The organism is Cytobacillus spartinae (genome assembly GCF_042865285.1).
Taxonomy (GTDB): domain Bacteria; phylum Bacillota; class Bacilli; order Bacillales; family Cytobacillaceae; genus Robertmurraya_A; species Robertmurraya_A spartinae.
On the sequence record NZ_JBIACK010000005.1, the window covers coordinates 78475 to 96233 of the forward strand.

Here is a 17759-nt window from a genome sequence, read left to right on the forward strand (position 1 = left end):
ACTTTTTATAAAAAAGAACCTTTAAGAGAGAGAGGTTTGTATATGGATTTTCGTTTTGATTTAATTATGGACTATTCTCCTTATTTCATAAGGGGAACATTAATAACAATCGGACTATCGATTGCGGGTATTTTAATTGGTACGATTTTAGGACTTTTAATTGGCTTAGGAAAAATGATGAGAAGAAAGGTTCTTGCCTTTCCGTTTGTTGCATATATAGCATTTTTTAGAGGAACTCCTTTCTTTGTTCAAATCTATATTATTCACTTTGGGGTAGTTCCTGCATTCCTTGGAACAACAAATGGAATTGCTGCTGCGATCATCGCCTTATCACTAAATGCTGCAGCATATATAGCTGAAATCTTTAGAGCAGGTATCCAATCGATTGACAAAGGACAGATGGAAGCTGCACGTTCATTGGGAATGAATCACGTCCAAGCCATGAGGTACGTTATTTTGCCACAAGCATTTAAGAGAATGATTCCACCACTAGGCAATGAATTTATTGTACTTTTAAAAGAATCCTCACTAGTTTCGTTGATTGCTGTTCCGGAAATTATGTATTGGGGACGAGCATTCCAAGGACAATACTACAAAGTTTGGGAACCTTATTTAACGGCCGCTCTTATTTACTTTGTTTTAACTCTTTCACTTAGCTTTTTATTAGATCGTTTAGAAAAGAGGTTAGCGACAGAATGATAAAAGTAGAGAAGTTAAAGAAGTCGTTTGGAGACAATGAAGTACTAAAAGATATAAATGTGAACATTGCTCCTCAAGAAGTAGTAGTAGTCATCGGGCCATCTGGTTCAGGGAAATCTACTTTCCTACGATGTATCAATCTGTTGGAAACGATTACGGACGGCCATGTCTATATTGAAGGAAAAGATGTCACGGATAAAAAGACAAATATCAATAAGATTAGAGAAGAAGTAGGAATGGTGTTTCAGCAATTTAATCTATTTCCGCATAAAACCGTTCTCGAAAATATCATGTTGTCTCCGTTAAAAGTAAAGAAAGAATCAGTTGAAAAGGCAAAAGAGACCGCCTTAAAACTTTTAAGAAAAGTTGGGCTAGAAGAAAAGGCTAATGTATATCCAGATTCTCTATCTGGTGGACAAAAGCAACGTGTTGCAATCGCAAGAGCATTAGCAATGGAACCAAAAATCATGCTTTTCGATGAACCTACATCTGCTTTAGACCCTGAGATGGTCGGTGAGGTACTAGAAGTAATGAAGCAGCTTGCCAAAGAGGGAATGACGATGGTCGTCGTCACACATGAGATGGGATTTGCTCGTGAAGTAGGCGATCGAGTTATCTTTATGGACGGAGGCTTTATTGTAGAAGAAAATGTTCCACAAGAAATATTTGAAAATCCACAACATGAGCGAACAAAAGCGTTTTTAAGTAAAGTACTATAATACAGAGAGCAAACCCGATTATATTTTTGGGGTTTGCTTTTTTATTTGATAGGAAAACTAAGTATAAATATTGTTTATAACGGAGGCTAACCATGAAATACCGAAAACTAGGAAAAACCAATCTGAACGTATCTGTCATTGGTGTTGGAACATGGCAGTTTGGAGGAGAGTGGGGGAAGGATTTTACTCAACAAGAGGTAGATGCCATATTATCGAGGGCGAAGGAATTAGGTATTAATTTCATAGATACAGCTGAGTGTTATGGCGATCATTTATCTGAGGAATTGATTGGAAATTATCTTCAAAGTGACAACCGTGAAGATTGGGTTGTTGCTACTAAGTTCGGTCATCAGTTTCACAAGGAAACCGAAAGCAGAACGGAACATTGGTCTGCAGAAGAGGTAATAAGACAATTAGATTATTCTTTAAAGACACTAAAAACAGACTATGTTGATATATATCAATTTCACTCTGGGAAAAATGAAGTATTTAAGAATGATGATTTATGGACCGCGTTAGATAAACAGGTTCAGGCTGGTAAAGTCCGTCACTTAGGAATCTCTATACATCAGAATATTGATCCCCGTGTTCAAGCGGAAGCAGCATCGGATGTAAATGCTGAAGTCGTACAAGTTTTATATAACAGACTGGACCGAACCCCAGAAGAGCATGTTTTCCCATCTTGTGAACGTCAAAATCTTGGTGTATTAGCAAGAGTACCTTTAGCGAGTGGGTTCTTAAGCGGAAAGTATAAGCCTGGTGTTGTTTTTGGAGAAAAGGATGTTCGTAAAAAACATGATGAATTTGATATTGCAAGGAAACTCAAACTCGTAGAAGAAATTAAAGAAAATGAGGTACCTGAGGGAGTGAATATGGCCCAGTGGGCATTGGCTTGGTGCTTGCAACATCCTGCTGTAACATGTGTAATTCCTGGCTGTAAAAATGTAGAACAGGTTGAATCGAATGCCAATGCAGCAAGCTTAGATATATAGTAAGCAACGAACATCCACAAGGCTGGTAACAATAAAAGCCCCCTTCACTGAAAAGGGGGCTTACGATTAATAACCTTTTTTATAATCTAATAAATTGATTGAAGGCTCTTTTCCCGAGACGTAATCTTTTAAATTAGGGATAAATATCTCTTCAATGACTCTCTTGTTGTAATGCTCTGTTGAACCGGAAGTATGAGGGGTGATAATCACATTTTCTAAATCCCATAGCGGGCTATCCTCTTGCAAAGGCTCCTTTACAAACACATCTAACCCAGCACCTGCAATTTGGCTATTTTGTAGCGCCTCTACGAGATCTTCTTCACTCACAATCTCCCCGCGTCCAATATTAATAAAAAATGAAGATGACTTCATTAGCTCAAACTGTTTTTTGCCAAACATTCCATTGGTTTCACTAGTTAGAGGCAGCGTAACAACCACGTAATCACATTTAGGTAAAATCACATCTAGCTGATCTTGAGTATACATTTCGTCCACAAATTCCTCTGGAGCACCAGACTGCCGTACTCCTAAGACTGTCATTCCAAATGCTTTGGCAATCTTTGCGGTTTCTTTTCCGATAGCACCGACCCCAATAATCCCGATAGTTTTTTCGTGCATTTCAAGGGACAGGTTTGAATGATGCCATGTCTTTGAAGATTGATTTCTTACATAGGTATGAATTTTTCGAGTTAATGCAAGCATTAGTCCCAAAATTGTCTCCGAAATAGGGTAAGCATGAACCCCATTGGCACTTGTCACAAATACTTCATTGGACTGTAACCGATCTAATGGTAAACTATTGACACCGGCACTCCATACTTGAAGCCATTTGAGCTTGGAATCTTCTTGTAAAATCTCTTCTTCAATTCCTTTTTTCCAGCCCGCTACAATTTCTGCTTCCTTTAAGTGTTCCTGCCAAACCGAGCTTTCTTTTCCAATAAAAACTTCCCACTGTGGAACGATGTCTTTTATTTGTTTATGATAATTTTGATCAAGGTCATGTGTAATGATTAATTTTTTCATCTTAAATATCCTCCATTTAAGCTTGTTTTCTTTCGATAGAATGCTGGACAGCTTTAGAGTGGCGTTGCATAGCTGAGAGTAGGACAAGTCCACTAATTAGCAGTAAACCACTTGTAATAACAAAAACTGCTGAAAACCCAAATGAACCTGCAATGATTCCTCCCATAACTGGGCCAACGACATTCCCTAAGAAGCGAAGACTTGTATTATAGCCAAGAACTTCACCTTGAATAGCAATCGGTGCTTCTTGACGAATATAGGCAACCCTAACAGGAATGATTCCTCCAATTGCTACTCCTAAAATAAACCGGATAATGACTAACTGCCAAAAGTTTGTAACAAAGCCGCCAGGGAGGTACACAACGGCTGCAATGATTAGGAGAATAACGAGAATTTTAGTATATCCAATTTTATCCGCAATTTTTCCCCATTGCCTTGCCATTAAAAGATTCCCAACCCCTGCAGCCGAAAAAGCAATTCCTGAATAGAATGCTAGGTTCTCTTCGCCGTGTAGATCACTTACGTACAACGATAAAATCGGTTGAATACTAAAGTGAGCAATTTGAATAAAAATGGAGATAATCATGACGGTTAAAAGAACGGGATTTGTTGCGATATGCTTTATGACTTCACGTCTAGAATAGTTCGTTTTCGTTCCTTTTTTATCCTTTATTTTGTACTCTTTCGTAAGGATCACTAAAAATGCTGAAATAAAGATCGCAATGGAAGTCCACTGGAATGTGCTCGAATACCCAAGAGAGTCAGCTAAGACCCCTCCGAGTAAGGGCCCGATTAAAGTTCCGGTAATACTTCCTGTTTGAAGTGTGCCTAGAACGCGTCCTGCAATTTCTTGAGGTGTTTGGGTGGAGATAAAGGCTTGAGACATCGAGATAAAGCCTGCGAAGATTCCCATAAACATTCTTAAAAGGAAAAGCTCCAGTACAGAATCTACAAATCCTAACAAAAAGATGGATACACCCATCCCGAATGCAGAGAAAATGAGGATTCTTTTTCTACCAAAGCGATCCCCAACCCGTCCCCAAATAGGTGAGAATAGAAAAGCCGTTACGAAGGTAACTCCAAATGTTAGACCAGACCAGTATTGTACATACTTATCGGAAAAATCTCCAAGTGATTCTATATAAAGCGATATAAAGGGTAATACCATTGTCATGCTACCTGCAATAAAGAAATTCGCAAACCACATGATTCTTAAGTTACGTTTAGCGTTTTGGTGTTGGTCCATTTTGAATGCAAACACTTCTTTCTAATGTGGATTATTTCGTCTCCCTAAATATAAGTATATTGAACTTTTGTGAAAATTTAAACACTTTTTAACTAATTTGTTTGTTTCTTTGATGAATTTGGCTAAAAGAAACCATTGTAGATAGGATTAATTTTTCTTAATCAAACGATTGATTAAACCCTTAAAAAGACAAGTGGCTCTTAACTAAAAGCCTTGTTAATCAAACGATTGATTAAATAAAAAGCAGAGAAACGAAGCCCCTAAAACGTAGTAACAAACGATAGAATGAATTTTTCTAATCTTATTTACTTATCTTCCTTTTCCTTGTAACCTGTATGATAAATATAAATATACGAAAAGAGGAATGATTTCATGATTAATGCAATCTTTTTTGACCTTGATGATACATTGCTTTGGGATCAAAAGAGCGTGAAGGAAGCCTTTGTGGCAACCTGTTTAGCTGCAAAGGAAAAGTACGGAGTTAATCCTGATTTACTTGAAGAAGCTGTTCGGAAGGAAGCGACTGAACTCTATTCCTCTTATGAAACCTATCCATTTACACAGCTGATCGGAATTAATCCGTTTGAAGGTCTATGGGGAAACTTCTTAGATGATGATGACAACTTCCGAAAAATGAAAGATATCGTACCATTATATAGAAAAGAAGCTTGGACAAGAGGGTTAAAGGCGGCCGGGATAGATGATCTTGAATTTGGTCACGAGCTAGCAGAAAGGTTCCCGCAAGAACGTCGCAATCTTCCGTTTGTATATGAAGAAACGTTTAAGGTGCTTGATGCATTAAAGGGGAAGTATAAGCTTTTACTTCTCACAAATGGGTCACCCGACTTGCAAAATACAAAATTAGACATTACACCTGAACTTGTTCCGTACTTTGATCACATCCTTATTTCAGGTGCATTTGGAATAGGAAAACCAGACCCATCTATTTTTGAACATGCACTTAATCAACTAGCATTACACAAAGACGAAGTCCTAATGGTCGGGGATAATTTAATGACAGATATTCTAGGAGCCTCCCGTGTTGGCATCAAGTCTGTTTGGATTAACCGTCATAATAAAGAAAGAAATGAAGTTATACCTACCTATGAAATTAAACATTTAGAGGAATTGTTTCCTATAATAGATTCCTTGAATAAGAGGAGTTGATCGTTTGTTTGAAAAAGCACAGCAGTATTTGCAATCCTATTTTGGCTATTCCGAGTTTAGAACGGGACAAGCACAAGCGATAAGCGCCGTATTAAACGAAGAAAGCTCTCTATGTGTCATGCCAACTGGCGGTGGGAAATCAATTTGTTATCAAATCCCGGCTCTAGTATTTGATGGCGTTACGATTGTAGTTTCTCCACTTATTTCTTTAATGAAAGATCAAGTGGATGCGCTATTACAAGCAGGTATACCAGCCACCTATATTAATAGTTCTATATCTACTAGTGAAGCAAATGCAAGAATAAGTGATGCGAAGAACGGAATCTACAAGCTGTTATATGTTGCACCTGAACGGTTAGAATCGAGGGACTTTGTAGAAGATTTAAAAGAAATGCAGATTCCGCTTGTCGCAATTGACGAGGCTCATTGTATTTCACAATGGGGACATGATTTCAGACCAAGTTATCTTCAAATTCAAAGAATGATAAAAAATCTTCCTTATCAACCTGTCGTCCTTGCTTTAACAGCAACAGCTACACCTCAAGTCAGAGCAGATATATGCCGAACCCTAGGCATTAATGGAGACAACACAGTAATGACTGGCTTCGAACGAGAAAATTTGTCTTTCTCAGTCGTGAAAGGTCAGGATCGACTAAGATATTTAAAGGATTACATTAAAAATAACAGTAAAGAATCAGGCATTATATATGCTGCGACAAGGAAAACGGTTGATCAACTGTATGAACTTTTTCAAAAAGAAAATGTAAGTGTTGGTCGCTATCATGCCGGTATGAGTGACACTGACCGAATGGAAGAGCAGGACAAGTTCTTACTAGATAAAACGAGTGTCATGATTGCTACATCCGCATTTGGAATGGGGATCGACAAGTCCAATATAAGATACGTTGTCCACTTCCAGCTACCTAAAAATATGGAAAGCTATTATCAAGAAGCTGGTCGTGCGGGTCGAGATGGATTACAAAGTGAGTGTTTGGTGCTATATTCGCCTCAGGATGTACAAGTTCAACGCTTTTTAATTAATCAATCGATTGATGAAACGAGGATTGCGTTTGAACTGGAAAAGCTTCAGCTTATGGTGGATTACTGTCATACAGAAAGCTGTTTACAAGGGGCCATTCTTGAATATTTCGGTGAACAAGAGGTAACGCCGTGTGGTCGCTGTGGGAATTGCACAGACACTCGTTCTAGTATAGATGTGACGAAGGAAGCCCAAATGGTGCTATCCTGTATTATACGAATGGGTCAACGCTTTGGGAAGACAGCTGTTGCTCAAGTATTAACGGGGTCAAAAAATAAAAAAATGATTGAGTTTGGCTTCCATCGACTACCGACTTACGGAATTATGAAAGACAAGAGTGCAAAGGAAATATCAGACTTTATCGAGTTTTTAATCTCACATGAACTCATTGGGGTACAGCACGGTAACTTCCCAACCTTATATGTAAGTGCCAATGGAAAGGATTTATTGCTAGGAAAAGAAGAGATTTATAGAAAAGAAGTAGCCCAAGTTAAGGTTGTTTCAAACAATGACCCATTATTTGAGGAGCTAAGAGCGTTAAGAAAAATCGTAGCTGAAAAAGAGAAGGTACCTCCTTTCGTTATTTTCTCGGATACAACGCTTAAAGACATGTGTGCAAAATTACCTCTGACCAAAGACGAGTTTTTAAATGTAAATGGGGTAGGGGAAAGGAAACTTAACCAATACGGTGAGATGTTTATTAAAACCATAATGGAGTTTCTTGATGAAAATCCAGAACGTCAACCGATCTTAGCAGAAACTGCTGTTGAGAAAAAGGTTGTTAAAAAGGAAAAGGATTCGCACTTAATTACGTTTGAATTGTTTAATCAGGGGCTGACATTAAAGGAAATCTCTAAAAAGAGAGAGCTATCATTAACAACAATCGAAAATCACCTTATAACTTGTGCTCAAGATGACCTTCCAATTGACTTAACTTCTGTAATTCCTAGTGAGTACAGAACTTTACTTGAAGAAGCCGTTGAGCAAGTCGGAATGGAAAAACTTAAACCAATTAAAGAAACTCTACCAGATGAGGTTACCTATTTTATGATTAAGGCCTTTCTGCATATTTACCGGCAAAGAACTGTTTAGACCACCCAACATCCAGAAGTTGGGTGTTTTTTTTATAATATAGTATAATAATAGGAAAAAATGGAGTCTAGAAAGCAATGAGAACTTTAGAGCATGAAATATAAAAACGCATACGTGGACCTCCTTATAGAGATTTCTTTTTAGATAAAAAAATAGGAGGGAAATAGTATGTTAGATGATAAAGATTTTTTAAATTATATAAAAGCGGCTGAACAGTCTTTTACGGGATGGGATTTTTCTTATGTAACCGGAACCGGGCGCATTCAGGAGCAGTTGTTAACTTGGTCCTACGGGAGTATTGTCATTCCTCATGTAAGTAAGGCCCAATCGGTGTTGGATATGGGAACAGGTGGTGGAGAATTTATAAGTAAGCTTGCACCATTTACGAACTCTATCTGTGCTACGGAAGCATACAAACCTAATGTTCCAATTGCTAGGAAAAGGCTTGAACCACTAGGGGTAAAAGTCATTGAAATCGAAGAAGATAACAAACTTCCATTCGATACTGGGCAATTTGATTTAATCATCAATCGACACGAGGCGTATTCTCCTAGTGAAGTAAGAAGACTTTTAACGAGGGAAGGCATCTTTATCACCCAACAGGTAGGGGGATTAGATTGTGTTGAGATCAACGAGCAACTTGGTGCTCCAAGCAATCAAGAGTTTGCTCATTGGAAGTTAGATTGGGCTGTAAATGAACTTAAACAACATGATTTTAACATTACTTTGGAAAAAGAGGAATTTCCTGTTCAAAGGTTCTACGACATTGGTGCGTTAGTCTATTACTTAAATGCAATCCCCTGGCAAGTCCCTGATTTTGATGTGGACCGCTATCTTGGGAAACTATATAAAATACACCAAATGATTCAAACAAAAGGCTATTTCGATGTGAAACAGCATCGGTTTATGATTAAAGCAGTTGCAAAGTGATGAAAGGAGTCTTTCTCTTAAGAGGAAGACTCCTTTCATCATTTTGGTGGATAAAGGGATCAGTTGGTTTTACTTGTAGGGAGAGTGATACACTCTTCCTTTTCCGTTGCCGCTATATTTCAGCTTCATAGAACTGAGTATCCTTGAACAGATAAAAGGGGAAGGGAGGTTGATGAACTTACGTAACTGTTGATTAGTTATAGTGGGTTCTATTAGTAAAAAGTAGTCCAAGACAGCTTGGTGTTGAGCGGTATTTGACTTCGTTTTACATAAAGGGCAGAGCCAATTGCCTCTATAATAACTCATTGGAATATAGTTACATGTGGGACATTCAACTCCTGATATGATATCGGAACTGGACACCTCATAAGTGTTTGGGGCAGCTACGGTGTGGTTCTTTAAAAGCGTTCGCGTAAATTTTTTTAAGGTCTTCTGCGAAAATTTCTCTTCTCTATACAAGTTGGAAAAGTGCTCTATTTTTTCAGTCAAATGGGCTGCGTGACATACTCTTTGAAGAGGGACTTTATTATTCGGATTAGTCTTTAGAATGGTAGAGGGATTACTAAAAACGATTAAATATTCAATAGGGATATCCGCAAAATGTTGATTTGTTAACCAATGGGCCAATTGGATTTTCTGTCTCTTTGCTTGTAGTAAGGGATCAGGAAACCCTTCTTCTATTCCATTTATGGTGCGTAACATCTGCTGGAAATAGTTATCAAATAATACCGTGCCTGAAATGTTTTTGATTTCTAATATTAGAAGGAAGTAAGGGGATAGGATAAGGGTATCAATCTGAAAAAAGTATTCACCATTTTTTAATCAAAGATCATGTAAAATGAAGAATTCGTCATTTGGGAGAAAGCTCAAATGATAATCTAGTGATTGCTCACCGTTGTAGCCAGCTAAATTCTTTCCTAAGTCTGTTTCAATTTTCTTTCTTTTAGGGTGGGTAGAAGCTAGTCGCCTTAGTAATGCTTTATTTACCTCAACTTTAATGGGCACTTTTCTCTCTTTTACAATCAAAATTACATCACTCCTTCGTATAGATATATTAATTTTCTGTAGGTATCACGATTATTCCTTTATTCTTAAGACGATTTTTAGAAATCATATTGCTATCTTAGTAGGAGAACAGAGATATTTGCACGTTTTGCTCTTTTTTTTGCAAAGTTTAAGAACATATTTGCAGAAATTAAGTAGATATTTACAAACTGAAGCAATATACGTTTAGTTGTCACATCGATGTCACAAATGAGCTCTATGTACCGAGAAGAGAACAAAAAGCCAGTCCCTATACCGGAACTGACTTGCCCAAAATCGGGATAACATCCTTAATACTCCTCACAACGAGATCTGCGGAGGACACATTTCCTAATTGATAAGGATCTATAAAAATCGTGGAACAGCCCATACTTTGTGCGAGACGTATTTCATTGATCCAATTGTCTCCGATGCTGAGAATCTCATCGTAACGTACTCCGAAGTGATCTTTGATTTTCTCAAACTGAGCCAGCGTCTCGACCGGTTTCTTCCCATCAAAAATCTTCAAATCAAATACTTCGCTAAATCCAAGCTTCTTAATAATCGCAGAACTATCGGGTTCAGGACTGTTTGTTAATAAGACGAGTTTCCTAACCGTTCCGACTTTTTCAAGTGTTTCTTTAAAGTCGGTGATGATTTCCATCTCAAATTCGGGTCCCATCATATACTTTCTAGTTTCCATAAACGAATAATAAGCTTGTTCAGCGCTTAGTCCATAATGGCGTGCAATCGATACAGGAATCCACCAAGGATCACCGATATTCAAGATCTTTTCAAAATCAAAAACAATTTCTTGAGGGTAAAGCTCCTCAATTTCTACCTTAGAAAGCGCACGACCATCCCATTTAAAAACCTCTTGAACAACCCCATCTAATTGAACTAAAATTAGGTCCTTTTCAACATCATAGACTCTGCCGATTCGTAATGTGTGATGATTATGAGAAGCGTCAACATAATCTTGTTCAAATAGCATAGCCTTATCAGTAGGCAGCTTCTCTTTTAAACGATCTGCATAATAGTTAAAGTGATGAGTGTCCTCATACAAAGTACCGTCCAAATCAAAAACAATTACTTTTACATGAGACAAATCCATATATACCAACCTCCATATCCAAAACAACATAGCACCTATCATATCATTATTTAAAAGATAACTGTACTAGATTGTCCTAAAAAAAGGAATTTCCACCCTGAAAAAGAATACTTTAATAGAAACAGAAATTCATAGTTGGAGGGATATAGATGTCTAACCAATACGCAATTTTAGAAGGTGCAGAGCCATTTTACTTCGAAGGGAACAAAATAGGAATTCTAGTATCGCATGGATTTACTGGTTCTACCCAAAGTATGAGGCCTCTAGGGGAAGCTTATGCAAAAGCTGGATATACCGTTTGCGGACCACGCCTTAAAGGTCATGGAACTCACTATGAAGATATGGAGCAGACTACTCACGAGGATTGGATTGTCTCTGTAGAAGAGGGATACCAATGGCTAAAAGAACGTTGTGACATTATTTTTGTTACAGGGCTATCCATGGGTGGAACGCTAACGTTATACATGGCAGAAAAGTACGAGAGCATCAAAGGGATTATTCCTATAAATGCTGCAGTGGAGCTTCCGGATTTAGCAGCCGTTCAAAACCTAGATGGGGTGAGATTTCTAGATGCAATTGGTTCAGACATTAAAAACCCTGAAATAAAAGAGCTAGCCTATGAAAAGACACCGGTAAAATCGGTAGGAGAACTAGTACAATTAATGGAAAAAGTTAAGGGGAACCTTCATAAAGTAACTTGTCCAACCCTTATTTTTGTTTCCGAAGAGGACCATGTAGTGCCTCCAAGTAACTCAAATCTCATCTATGAAAACATTGCTTCTGATCAAAAACAATTAATCACTTTAAATGAAAGCTATCATGTTGCCACGCTAGATCATGATCAGCCTATCATTATAGAAAAAACACTACAGTTTATTAAGGAAATCCTGTCAAAATGAGTTTTTAAGGGGAGAGCCCTCCTTTGTGGGTTCTTTCCTTAACATACTCCACCAAAATCCACTAAAATCACTTCTTTTGAATTGATATCACAGCTATGAAAAGATATAATTGCCCTTAATGTTAGTATCTCATGCGACTTTCTATGGTCACTTTTTAAAATTGGAGAGGTTGTAATGGAGAAAGAAGTAACCCATACATATGACATAATGGAAGTTTGTTTGCTCGCGGGTAAAATTATGCTTCAAAGTGGAGCTGAGACTTATCGGGTAGAGGATACGATGTCACGAATTGCCCATTCCTTCGGGGTAAAAGAATCCCATAGCTTTGTAACACCAACAGGCATTATTTTTTCAGTCGAAAGTGAAGAGCCAACCAAAACCAAACTAATTCGAATTACGGAACGTACAACGGATTTACATAAAGTTACGCTCGTTAATAGTATTTCTAGAAATATAAGTAGTGGGGAAATGACATTAGAAAAGGCTTATCATGAGTTAAAGGAAGTTGAAGAGTCAAAGTTAACTTTTAAAATGACGACACAAATTTTGGCTGCTGCCATCTCTAGTGGATGTTTCCTGATTATGTTCCAAGGTGAATGGGCCGATTTTCTGTCCGCTTTTATTGCCGGAGGTGCAGGTTTATGGAGTCTAATCTACTTTCATCGTTTAGTTCCCATTAAGTTTTTTTCGGAGTTTGTGGCCTCTTTAATCATCGGGATTCTCTCTTTTTTGTTTGTAAAAATAGGGGTTGGGCATGAGCTGGATAAAATCATTATTGGTTCTGTAATGCCTTTAGTACCGGGGCTCCTACTGACGAATGCTGTTAGGGATTTAATGGCAGGACATTTGGTTTCCGGAATTTCCAAAGGGGCAGAAGCTCTGTTAACGGCTTTTGCAATTGGATCAGGGATTGCCATTGTGCTTTCATTTTTGTGATTGTTTCGGTGTATTGGTACAAATCCCTTTGTATTACCAGGGATTGTAATCGTACTTTCATTTTTATAATTGTATCGATGTATCAGTATAAATCCCTTTGTACTATCAGGGATTGCCATCGTACCTTTCATTTTTGTGATTGTTTCGGTGTATTGGTACAAATCCCTTTGTACTACCAGGGATTGTAATCGTACTTTCATTTATATAATTGTATCGATGTATCAGTGCAGATCCCTATGTTTAAACATCGTACTTTCGTTTGTATGAATAGGAGGGCATAAAGATGATGATTTTTGAACAACTCATAACAAGTTTTTTTGCAGCTGCAGCATTCGGAATCATTTTTAATGCGCCTAGAGCATCCTTATTTAAGTGCGGGCTTGTTGGGATGTTTGGTTGGATCATATATATCGTCATGACTGAGTTTGGGATTGATAGTGTAGTGGCTACTTTATGTGCTTCTATATTTGTTGCCGTAACCAGTCAGGTATTTTCACGAATGTATAAAACGCCGGTTATCATTTTTATTGTTGCGGGGATCATCCCACTGGTGCCAGGTGGCCTAGCGTATGATGCAATGAGAAATTTTGTTGAGAACGATTATAATACTGCCATTAACCTAGCAGCTAAGGCGTTTATGATATCAGGTTCGATTGCAATGGGTCTTGTCTTCTCAGAGGTCATTAACCAAGTCATTAGAAAAGCGAAACTGTCGGCAAAACTGTAAATGTGTTCAATTTAGTTTTGTTAATCCGCAATGATTTATTCCATGTAATCAAAAAAAGTCAGCTCTCAAAAAGGGCTGATTTTTTTATACATAAGCTTTTCCACTAAAACAAGTTTAATTTCTTAAAAGTTGTTAAACATAAAGGTAAGGGAGGTGTTAAACGATGGCACAAGACATCTTATGTGAAGTATCAAGCTGTGTTCATAACATTAGCAATGAAAACAAATGTGGAGCTACTCAAATCTATGTAGTAAACCACAGGGACAAAAACGCTTCTAACAGCGGTGAAACGGATTGTAAAACTTTTGAACCTGCAGATCTTTAATGATTAAGAAGGCAACCCTTGGGAGGTTGTCTTCTCTTATTAAAAGTATTGATAATAATTATCATTATTATTCATATTTTAGGTAAAAAATTTTAAAGTTTCTTCCTAAACTCAGTAGGAGTCACGCCGAATTTCTTCTTAAATACCCTTTCAAAAGAACTCAAACTACCAAATCCAGCATCATAAGAAATGGTGGTTATGTCCTTTTTACTTTTTATTAAAAGGTCTCTTGCCGTTTGGAGCCTAATATCTTTTACATATTGGTTTGGTGTCACTCCTAAATGATCTTGGAACATTCGGTAGAGCTGCATTTGACTAATTTGAAATGTAGTCGAAATATCTTTATTAGATAGCTTATCCGGGTGATGTTTTTCAATAAATGACAGAATGTTTTGTAAGGCTGGGTTCCCAAGTACTTTTGGGCTTCTTTCCAAAAGTTTAGAATGAGAGCCAGGTTGTATATTCAGAAGTAAAGCAGCCATTTCCCATTCAATTTCATGAATATCCCCATCGGACATACTTCCATCTGTTATTAGCTTTATGGCTTTTTTTCCTAATCGCTTTAACTGCTCCGATGAATTGTTGCCCCATTTATTGAATTCAATCATGTTTGGAAGTTCTATGCCTGTTTGGTCGGCTAATACCCCCTTTAATAGCTGCTGGTCTAAACTAATAAGCATTAATCGAATGGGTGCATGATTTGTAAAATTCCGATGTTCTTCCCCAATCATCGTGACAGCACGATGCCCTAACTTTTTAGTTTCCCCATGGAACTCCATATAAGGATCACCTAATATCGGAATACTTATTTGATAAAAAGACCCGTGATCGTGGAACTCATCTGAGCTTTTTTCATTGAGCTGATAGATCGTTACAGAAGAATGAGGCAGGTTAGCAGATAAAATTTTCATATACTTCCCTCACAAACGGAGATGTTCTTTAAGCAAATTATACCAAAAACAATTGTTATATAGTGCAGAGAAAGCGCCCCTTTTCATTTTTATAATGAATATGCGAGGGGGAATATCATTGGCACTTCAAATCATGAAAAATCTAAATTTTAGAAGGTTTCTATTAGGGGAAAGTGTGGCTTTATTTGGTTATTATGCTTTGCAAATAGCGATATCACTTTACTTATTAGATATTACGAAGTCTGCGGCCATGTTTGCATCTGCTTTTATCATCAACACAGCACCTACACTAGTGTTTGGTGTAATGGCGGGGGTCCTAGTTGATAAGGTGAATCGAAAACGACTATTAATCACCATCGATTTACTTCGAGCAATATTATTGCTAGCGACATTTGGGTATTCATTAGTGGCTGAGTTAAATCAACTCATCATATTTGCTTTGCTTCTTTTTTTAGGTACATGCAATGTCTTTTTTACACCGGCGTTTGTCACCATTTTACCCGCCATTTTGAAAAAAGATGATTTTGTAGAAGGGAACTCCATAAAAAATACCGTGTTAGAGGGAACTAAAATAGCTGCACCCATTATCGGTGCGTTCCTCTACACCGCATTTGGCGTTGAGGTTGTTATCATTCTTGCAGGTTTACTTTTTGTCATATCAGCACTATTTATTAAAACTCTGAAAATTGAGCAGAACGTGGAGATGAGTTCCAAACAGCCTGTCCTTAAGGATTTAAAAGAAGGTTTTCTCGTATTCCGCGATAGCCGTTTAACCTCATTAGTGATTAATGGGTTTTTAACTCATCTATTTCTAACGGCCATATTTCAAATGGGCTTTCCGTTTATCATCAAAGAGGTCTTTAATGGTTCGAATCTAGACATTGGAATGATAGAAAGCTTTGCAACAGTAGGAATTGTTACAAGTGTTTTAGGGGTTGCTTATATGAAAAATAAAATTACGGTTGCAACTGGAATTCTGTATGGGATTTTTGGGATGATTGTAACAGTTCTACCCCTTTTCCTCTTAGGGAATAGTAGTTTCTTGAACTGGCTACAGGATCATTCATTAAGGCATCTATTTTATTTTTCAATCGTCACGTTCGGAATGTTTTGGGTAAGAGGGTTTTATGGCGCATTCTTTGTAGCCTTTTATCAACAAAATGTAGAACAAAACAAACTTGGAAGATTTTTTTCAGTAATGTCCATCTTTTTTGCATTGGGACAGATCCTAGGCTTTCAACTATTTGGCTACTTACTTGACCATTATTCGTTAACCATATCAATTATCGTGCTGGGAATTGGAATGGTGTTGAAAGCTATTGTGCATATTCCATTTATGATGGTCGATAAGAAGTATCAAAAATCCAATTCATTAGAAACGAAAGCAATCTAAAATGAACACGCCAAGAAGCCTTGAACTAACTATAGGCTTTTTGGCTTATTTTTTTAAAAAAAATGAGAGTAAAAAGTTGCAAAAATAGTAAATATTGTACATAATTAATACAAAAGTTATACAAAACATAAAAACTATGAGGTGGAACAACATGCTGTTTCCTTTTAAGAAAAAAGAACTGATACAGTTTCAAGCTGATATGAAATTTCCTTCTGAAGAAAGTCGCATCCGAATAGCGAATGAGGAGGTGGCCACTCGCCTTCAATATATGGGTTTTTCAAATGAGCATTTATTAGCACTGCAAGAGGTAAAGCCAGTGGTCTTGCCATTGCTAGATGAAATTCTAAATAAGGTTCTGGATCATTTATATACTTTCTCGGAGTTGAAATATATTGCAACGAACCATTCAGGTCGGGAACGGCTGTATAACGTTTTTGTCCGTTATTTTCAAAGCTTACTAAGTGGGGAGCTCAATGACGATTATTTTAAAATGAGGAACCAGATCGGTGGGACGCACATGGGTGCAGGGCTACCAATTGAATGGTTTTTAGCTACCTATTCTAGTATTAATAGTTTACTCATTCCTAAAGTGGTTGAGATTTTACAAAAGGACCCTCACAAGCTATCGACGGTATTAGTTGCTGTAACACATGTACTCAACTTAGATTCTCAGTTAATTGTTGATAATTATCTACAGGCTAGAATCAAAAAGTTAAATGAACTGAATGAAGCGAATGAAGCTCTTCAAAGAGAGTTAAATAGTATTAGCCAAGAGGTAGCGGCGTCTGTTCAGCAAACGGAAGCGTCCATCAATGTAACAAGTACAAGAGCAGACCAAATTCGTAGTGAAATAGAAACAACCAAAAAGAGCAGTAATAATCTATTAAATTTAACAAACATGAATCAAAACCAAATGGATGATATGGTTCATGCATTTAACGGTGTTCTTGAAGAAGTTAATCAAACCAAGGATGGCATCGGAAAGTTGAAATCCATTTCAGAGAAAATTATTAAAATGACTAGTGGAATAGAGGATATCGCGGATCAAACCAATCTGTTAGCGTTAAATGCTTCTATAGAAGCAGCAAGAGCTGGGGAGGGTGGAAAAGGGTTTGCGGTTGTTGCCAGTGAAGTTAGAAAATTAGCAGAGAACACAAAAGATATGAGTAACCAGATTAAAGATATGATTAACCAAAGTGATAACCAGATTTCTAGTTTGATTGAGTTACTGAATTCAATGAACCACTCTACAGAGCAATCTCAAGTGAAGATTCACGATGTGAAAAGCGGGTTAGTGACTGTAAAAATGGAAATGGAGCAGTACCTACAGTTGTTTGATAGAAATACGACCGACTTAGATGCTATCGTGTCATCCATTCGCGAAATAAATCAAACAGCGGTAAACCTGTCGATTCTAGCAAATGAACTTCTTGAAAAAGCAGAAGCTGAGGTTATTAGGTAAGTAAGGAGATTAAAAAAAAGCAATAATACGTAAAAACGGGTGTTCTACTAAAAGTAGAGCAC

General features: G+C 37.4%; 17 protein-coding genes and 1 pseudogene. 12 read left to right on the plus strand and 6 right to left on the minus strand.

Going from position 1 to position 17759, the window contains the following annotated elements:
* Positions 1 to 42 precede the first annotated feature (42 nt).
* The 3 genes and pseudogenes from ACFYKX_RS12250 to ACFYKX_RS12260 all read left to right on the plus strand — a co-directional run bounded on the left by ACFYKX_RS12250 (position 43) and on the right by ACFYKX_RS12260 (position 2439).
* The gene (locus ACFYKX_RS12250; protein WP_389361335.1) at positions 43 to 699 is read left to right on the plus strand and encodes an amino acid ABC transporter permease; all 657 of its coding nucleotides are present in this window, start codon (positions 43 to 45) and stop codon (positions 697 to 699) included.
* Positions 696 to 1418 (plus strand): amino acid ABC transporter ATP-binding protein, encoded by a 723-nt coding sequence (locus tag ACFYKX_RS12255; RefSeq protein WP_389361337.1) that lies wholly within the window; start codon positions 696 to 698, stop codon positions 1416 to 1418. Before ACFYKX_RS12250 ends, ACFYKX_RS12255 begins: the two co-directional genes overlap by 4 nt.
* 92 nt (positions 1419 to 1510) lie before the next feature.
* A pseudogene (locus tag ACFYKX_RS12260) lies at positions 1511 to 2439 on the plus strand (aldo/keto reductase).
* Between the two features lie 37 nt (positions 2440 to 2476).
* On the opposite strand, the gene ACFYKX_RS12265 reads toward ACFYKX_RS12260, so the two are convergent.
* Together ACFYKX_RS12265 and ACFYKX_RS12270 are read right to left on the minus strand one after the other, a co-directional pair.
* On the minus strand, positions 2477 to 3433 hold the full coding sequence (locus ACFYKX_RS12265; RefSeq protein ID WP_389361338.1) for a D-2-hydroxyacid dehydrogenase: 957 nt from the start codon (positions 3431 to 3433) through the stop codon (positions 2477 to 2479).
* A 16-nt stretch (positions 3434 to 3449) separates the two neighbouring features.
* Positions 3450 to 4679 carry an MFS transporter gene (locus ACFYKX_RS12270; RefSeq protein ID WP_389361339.1) on the minus strand — a complete coding sequence of 410 codons (1230 nt, stop codon included), beginning with the start codon at positions 4677 to 4679 and terminating at the stop codon, positions 3450 to 3452.
* A 372-nt stretch (positions 4680 to 5051) separates the two neighbouring features.
* Between ACFYKX_RS12270 and ACFYKX_RS12275 the strand changes: the two genes are divergently transcribed.
* The 3 genes from ACFYKX_RS12275 to ACFYKX_RS12285 all read left to right on the plus strand — a co-directional run bounded on the left by ACFYKX_RS12275 (position 5052) and on the right by ACFYKX_RS12285 (position 8907).
* Entirely contained in the window at positions 5052 to 5846 is a 795-nt protein-coding gene (locus tag ACFYKX_RS12275) for an HAD family hydrolase (RefSeq protein WP_389361340.1), read from the plus strand.
* A gap of 4 nt (positions 5847 to 5850) precedes the next feature.
* Entirely contained in the window at positions 5851 to 7977 is a 2127-nt protein-coding gene (gene recQ, locus ACFYKX_RS12280) for a DNA helicase RecQ (protein ID WP_389361341.1), read from the plus strand.
* A 168-nt stretch (positions 7978 to 8145) separates the two neighbouring features.
* Entirely contained in the window at positions 8146 to 8907 is a 762-nt protein-coding gene (locus ACFYKX_RS12285) for a class I SAM-dependent methyltransferase (protein WP_389361342.1), read from the plus strand.
* Positions 8908 to 8976: 69 nt separating this feature from the next.
* Here the strand turns inward: ACFYKX_RS12285 and ACFYKX_RS12290 are convergent, their stop codons facing one another.
* The 3 genes from ACFYKX_RS12290 to ACFYKX_RS12300 all read right to left on the minus strand — a co-directional run bounded on the left by ACFYKX_RS12290 (position 8977) and on the right by ACFYKX_RS12300 (position 11044).
* Positions 8977 to 9702, minus strand: coding sequence for a nuclease-related domain-containing protein (locus ACFYKX_RS12290; protein ID WP_389361515.1), 726 nt, complete (start codon positions 9700 to 9702; stop codon positions 8977 to 8979).
* A 27-nt stretch (positions 9703 to 9729) separates the two neighbouring features.
* Positions 9730 to 9933 carry a hypothetical protein gene (locus ACFYKX_RS12295; RefSeq protein ID WP_389361343.1) on the minus strand — a complete coding sequence of 68 codons (204 nt, stop codon included), beginning with the start codon at positions 9931 to 9933 and terminating at the stop codon, positions 9730 to 9732.
* 268 nt (positions 9934 to 10201) lie between these two features.
* The gene (locus ACFYKX_RS12300) at positions 10202 to 11044 is read right to left on the minus strand and encodes an HAD family hydrolase (protein WP_389361344.1); all 843 of its coding nucleotides are present in this window, start codon (positions 11042 to 11044) and stop codon (positions 10202 to 10204) included.
* Between the two features lie 149 nt (positions 11045 to 11193).
* On the opposite strand from ACFYKX_RS12300, the gene ACFYKX_RS12305 reads away from it, so the two are divergent.
* From ACFYKX_RS12305 to ACFYKX_RS12320, 4 genes are all read left to right on the plus strand, one after another.
* The gene (locus ACFYKX_RS12305) at positions 11194 to 11943 is read left to right on the plus strand and encodes an alpha/beta hydrolase (RefSeq protein WP_389361345.1); all 750 of its coding nucleotides are present in this window, start codon (positions 11194 to 11196) and stop codon (positions 11941 to 11943) included.
* A gap of 174 nt (positions 11944 to 12117) precedes the next feature.
* A complete protein-coding gene (locus ACFYKX_RS12310) occupies positions 12118 to 12879 on the plus strand; it encodes a threonine/serine exporter family protein (protein ID WP_389361346.1) in 762 nt (253 codons plus the stop codon).
* Positions 12880 to 13162: 283 nt separating this feature from the next.
* Positions 13163 to 13606, plus strand: a complete 444-nt coding sequence (locus tag ACFYKX_RS12315; RefSeq protein WP_389361347.1) for a threonine/serine exporter family protein — start codon at positions 13163 to 13165, stop codon at positions 13604 to 13606.
* A 163-nt stretch (positions 13607 to 13769) separates the two neighbouring features.
* Entirely contained in the window at positions 13770 to 13931 is a 162-nt protein-coding gene (locus tag ACFYKX_RS12320) for a DUF1540 domain-containing protein (RefSeq protein WP_389361348.1), read from the plus strand.
* A 92-nt stretch (positions 13932 to 14023) separates the two neighbouring features.
* Here ACFYKX_RS12320 and ACFYKX_RS12325 read toward each other — a convergent pair whose 3' ends face one another.
* Positions 14024 to 14842: an AraC family transcriptional regulator gene (locus ACFYKX_RS12325; RefSeq protein ID WP_389361349.1), complete on the minus strand. Its 819-nt coding sequence runs from the start codon at positions 14840 to 14842 to the stop codon at positions 14024 to 14026.
* 118 nt (positions 14843 to 14960) lie between these two features.
* Here ACFYKX_RS12325 and ACFYKX_RS12330 point away from each other — a divergent pair, with 118 nt between their 5' ends.
* Both ACFYKX_RS12330 and ACFYKX_RS12335 read left to right on the plus strand, forming a co-directional pair.
* Entirely contained in the window at positions 14961 to 16235 is a 1275-nt protein-coding gene (locus ACFYKX_RS12330; RefSeq protein WP_389361350.1) for an MFS transporter, read from the plus strand.
* Positions 16236 to 16386: 151 nt separating this feature from the next.
* Positions 16387 to 17697 carry a protoglobin domain-containing protein gene (locus ACFYKX_RS12335; protein WP_389361351.1) on the plus strand — a complete coding sequence of 437 codons (1311 nt, stop codon included), beginning with the start codon at positions 16387 to 16389 and terminating at the stop codon, positions 17695 to 17697.
* Positions 17698 to 17759: the final 62 nt, after the last annotated feature.